This window comes from Thermovibrio sp. (genome assembly GCA_015488335.1).
Classification (GTDB): Bacteria; Aquificota; Aquificia; order Desulfurobacteriales; family Desulfurobacteriaceae; genus Balnearium.
On the sequence record WFNZ01000064.1, the window covers coordinates 1 to 4,618 of the forward strand.

A 4,618-nucleotide genomic window follows, 5' to 3' on the forward strand; every position below is an offset into this window, starting at 1 on the left:
CTCTTAGCAAGTTCAGGGTTTGCAGTTCCCGTCATCAGTTTTACCTGTTTCATGGCCTCTCCCCGCTAATAGTTTTTAAGAATCTCCTTGAACGCCCTAACGTTGGCCGATACGTCTCCCTTAAAAACGGCAGAGCCTGCAACTATCACATCGGCTCCAGCCTTTAAAACCGACTCAACGTTATCAACCTTTATCCCGCCGTCAACCTCTATGAGGAAACTTCCGTTAAGCTCTTCTCTCATCTTTTTCAACTTCTCAATCTTCTTAAGAGAAGTAGGAATAAATTTCTGCCCTCCAAACCCAGGGTTAACAGACATAACAAGAACGAAATCTAAAAAGGGAAGAATCTCCTCTAAAAAGGAGACTGGAGTTGACGGGTTTATAACTATTCCGGCTTTTGCGCCCAGCTCTTTTATCTGTGAAACAATCCTGTGGTGGTGAACGGCAGCCTCAAAGTGGAAGGAAACCCAGTTAGCACCGGCCTTTATAAAATCTGGAATGTACTTCTCTGGCTCAACAATCATAAGGTGGACGTCTAAGGGGAGCTCCGTCACCTTCCTTATAGACTCAACAACGGGAATACCGATTGTGATGTTTGGAACAAAACGGCCATCCATAACGTCAACGTGGAGTAGGTCGGCACCGGACGCTTCCACCTCTTTTATATCCCTTTCAAGGCAGGCAAAGTTGGCAGAAAGAATAGATGGAGCAAGCAGAGCCATAATCTCCTCCGTGTGGGGCAAATTCTAACAAACAGAGTGTTAGAATGGACAGGAAAACTGAGAGGAGGCGAACGTTGATAAGGGAGTACGGAAACCTTAAGCCAAAAATAGGAGAGAGGGTATTCATAGCGGAAAACGCAACGGTAATAGGAGACGTTGAGATAGGAGACGACAGCTCCATCTGGTTTGGAACCATTTTAAGGGGAGACGTAAACTACATAAAGGTAGGAAAGTGCACCTCTGTTCAGGATGGGACTGTAGTTCATGTAACCAACAGAACCCACCCTACAGTAATAGGAAACTACGTTACAATCGGCCACGCTGTTAAACTCCACGGATGCACCATTAAAGACAACTGCCTTATTGGAATAGGAGCCATAATCTTAGACGGTGCCGTTATAAACGAAAACTCTATAGTTGCTGCCGGAACTTTAGTTCCACCGGGAAAAGAGTTTCCCTCCAACTCACTAATAATGGGATTCCCGGCAAAAGTTAAGAGGGAACTCTCAGAAGATGAGATTAAACACCTGAAAGAGCACGCCCTCAGATACGTTAAGTACAAAGATACCTACTTAGAACTTGGATTCTAAAGCATATATTAAAAACGGTAAACCAGATAGTACCGTTAAAATGGGAGTACTCTTGAGAAAAGAACTTACAGAGAGAGAACGGGACATACTGCTCAAAATTGTAGAACTCTACCTGAAACAGGGAGAACCTATCGGTTCAAGAACACTCCAGAAAACCTACTCACTCCCTTTTAGCCCTGCAACTATAAGGAACGTAATGGCAGACCTTGAAGATAAAGGATATCTCTTCCAGCCCCACACCTCCGCTGGAAGGGTTCCTACAGATAAAGGTTTAAAAACCTACATAAACAGTTTGTTTTTAGCACTTGGAGAAAAAGACGAAACCCTCGTAAACAGGCTTATAGACTTCCTCAAGAGCGAAAAAGTGTGGGATAGAGACGAAATCCTTGCAAAAGTCCTTGACTTTATACAGTCCAGCACCGGTTACATCGGTTTCGGAGCCAGCTTTACAGAAAACCTTACTGTAGAAAACATATCACTCTTTAAGGTATCTTCAGACAAAATACTCATAGTCATTAACTTCCAGCCCGATTACGTTCTCCACAGGGTGATAAGGGCTTCTGTTCCTGATGGGGAGCTCCCCCGAATCTCAAAACTCCTCACCCAGAAGTTCCGGGGTAAAACCCTAAAACAGGTCAAAAGGGAACTGATAGAAGAGATAGAAATACTGAGAAAAGAGATATCAGATCTATCCTTCAGGATAAGTACCCACATACTCAAATCGCTCAACGAGGTAAACTACTTAGAAGTCCACGGAACATCAAATATAGTTAACATGGTTTCAGGAGATGCTGAAAGGTTAAAACAGGTTCTTGAACTTCTTGAAGAGAAAACTCTATTCCTTGAAGTCCTCAGGAAATTCCTGAACGAAAAGAGAAACATAAGCGTTATACTTGGCTCAGAAATAGAGCCGGAGCCACTATCATCAATAAGCTTTGTTTTAGGAAAATACAGCGCCGGGTTTAAAAACGGTGGTGTTGTTGGAGTAATAGGCCCCAAAAGGATGAACTACTCTGAAGTGATACCTTTGATTGAGAACGTAACGAGAGCTCTCTCTCTTATCCTCAACAAATAGAAAAGCCGGAGCCTTACCACACACGCCCTTCAGGCTTACCGTTGCTCCCTTCCGGGCCTGGCGGGGTTCACCCTCCGGACGTTGTGGAGACCCCGGCATAAAACAAAAATAGGTTGAAGAACCAGAAAGTCAAGAGAAAGAGTGAATCAAGATTAAAGGAAATTAAAACATCAAAAAAAATAATAGGTTTTAATAAAAAACTAAGAACAAAACTTGAGGGAGGGATAATGAGAACATTACTATCGGCAACACTCTTATCCGCTATTCTAATTTCAGGATCTGCGGTTTTAACAAAGGCGGGAGCTCCCCCCTACTACAACCAGGGAAAAATCATCTTCGTCTACCCCAAACACGGTAGCGACTCAAACAACGGCTCCTACAAACATCCCCTAAAACACATATCAGAAGCCCTCAAAAGAGCCCAGCCTGGAGACACAATAGTCCTCATGCCCGGAACCTACAGAGAAAACATAAAAACAGTAAGAGATGGAAAACCTGGCAAACCGATAACAATAGCCGGAATGCCAGGAGCAACTATAAAAGGAAATAACGAACCCAAAGGCAGAGAAATAGAAATAACCAACAGCTATATAACCCTTGCCAACTTAGTAGTAGACGGCCACTTTGCTCCCTGTCAGGATAAAAACTGCTATCACGACGAACTCCTCTACATCCATGGAACACCTGACAGATATCTAAAAGGAATAAGAATATACGGACTCTACCTAAAAAACGCGCTGGGAGAGTGTGTAAGGTTCAAATACACCAGAAATTCAGATATAGCATTCTCAAAAATAAGCCACTGCGGTTTAGAGAACTTCAAATTCGGAAAGGGAACAAACGGAGAAGGCATCTACATCGGAACAGCCCCAGAACAGGCCGACCAGCCCGACAGATCAAGCAACATCTCAATCCACCACAACTCAATAATAACCTACGGTAGCGAATGCTTAGACGTAAAAGAAGGTTCAACAAACATCTACATCTACAGCAACCTCTGCTCAAAGAACAAACTGGAAAACGTCGGCGGGATATCAGTAAGAGGAAATGAAAACACCATCGAAAGAAACATCGTATTTGGGAACAAAGGAGCCGGAATAAGACTTGGTGGAGATGAAGATACCGACGGCATCTACAACTCAGTAATAGAAAATGCCATATTCGGCAACCAGCTATACGAACTCAAAATAATGAGACTGCCCCAGGCAAAAGTATGCGGGAACATCTCCGACAAGAACAGAATAAAACCTGAAGATGAACCCTCTTTAGACAGAGCATTTTCCCCCTGTCCCCAGCTCACCACAGAAGATACATTCTACATCCAACTTCAGAATGACGATACAGACCTAAGAACAGACATCCCTGCCTCTGTTTACGACGTAGACCTATTTGACACCCCTCAATCACAAATAGAACAGCTGAAAGAAGAAGGAAAAAAAGTCATCTGTTACTTCAGTGCAGGAACATACGAAAACTGGAGACCAGATGCTGACCAATTCCCCAAAGAAGCCTTAGGGAAAAAAGTAGATGGATGGGAAGGCGAAAGGTGGTTAGACATAAGGAACCAAAAAGTTCGCCAGATAATGGCAGAAAGGATCAGACTTGCCAAAGACAAAGGATGTGACGGCATTGATCCGGACAACATGGATGTATATCAACAAGACAGTGGATTTAACCTTACTGAAAAAGATGCTATTGACTACGCTAAATTCTTAAGCCAGAAGGCAAAACAGTTAGGCCTCTGGATAGGACTTAAAAACAGCGGGTTCTTGATTCCAAAAGTCAAAGAAAACTTCAACTTTGAAATAGCAGAAGAATGTTTCCATTACAACGAGTGTGATCTCTACAAACCTTTTATAGACGAAGGAAAACCTGTGTTTGACATAGAATACGACACCAAATATCAAAAAGATGAAGAAGCATTCAAAGAACTATGTGAGAAAGCCGCAAAATTAGGAATAAAGGTCTTGATTGCGTCAGAAGATCTGGATGGCTCTTACGTCAAAAGCTGTGATTACGGAGAATACAAATAACTTTTCTCACTGATAGCCGGCTTCCTGCCGGCTTATTCTTAAAATAAAAAAAGCCTGGCACCGCCCTACTTTCCCACCCGCTCCCGCGGGCAGTATCATCGGCGCTGGCGGGCTTAACTTCCGAGTTCGGAATGGGATCGGGTGTTTCCCCGCCGCTATGGGCACCAGGCTTTCCATTTTCACTATCAATCCATATTC

The 4,618-nt window shown here is 43.4% G+C and carries 4 protein-coding genes, 1 rRNA gene and 1 other RNA gene; 3 read left to right on the forward strand and 3 right to left on the reverse strand.

Annotated elements, in window-relative coordinates; translation table 11 throughout:
• Positions 1–65: 65 nt before the first annotated feature.
• Complete coding sequence (gene rpe / locus F8H35_RS08110; protein ID WP_472573042.1) at positions 66–722, reverse strand: ribulose-phosphate 3-epimerase; 657 nt, start codon at positions 720–722, stop codon at positions 66–68.
• Between the two features lie 74 nt (positions 723–796).
• Between rpe and F8H35_RS08115 the strand changes: the two genes are divergently transcribed.
• On the forward strand, positions 797–1,312 hold the full coding sequence (locus tag F8H35_RS08115) for a gamma carbonic anhydrase family protein (protein ID WP_472573043.1): 516 nt from the start codon (positions 797–799) through the stop codon (positions 1,310–1,312).
• A gap of 40 nt (positions 1,313–1,352) precedes the next feature.
• On the forward strand, positions 1,353–2,387 hold the full coding sequence (hrcA, locus tag F8H35_RS08120; protein ID WP_472573044.1) for a heat-inducible transcriptional repressor HrcA: 1,035 nt from the start codon (positions 1,353–1,355) through the stop codon (positions 2,385–2,387).
• Here hrcA and ffs read toward each other — a convergent pair.
• Positions 2,388–2,485, reverse strand: an RNA gene (gene ffs / locus F8H35_RS08125) — signal recognition particle sRNA small type.
• Between the two features lie 129 nt (positions 2,486–2,614).
• Here ffs and F8H35_RS08130 point away from each other — a divergent pair.
• The gene (locus F8H35_RS08130; protein ID WP_472573045.1) at positions 2,615–4,420 is read left to right on the forward strand and encodes an endo alpha-1,4 polygalactosaminidase; all 1,806 of its coding nucleotides are present in this window, start codon (positions 2,615–2,617) and stop codon (positions 4,418–4,420) included.
• Positions 4,421–4,472: 52 nt separating this feature from the next.
• On the opposite strand, the gene rrf is transcribed toward F8H35_RS08130, so the two are convergent.
• Positions 4,473–4,589, reverse strand: a 5S ribosomal RNA gene (rrf, locus tag F8H35_RS08135).
• Between the last annotated feature and the right edge of the window lie 29 nt (positions 4,590–4,618).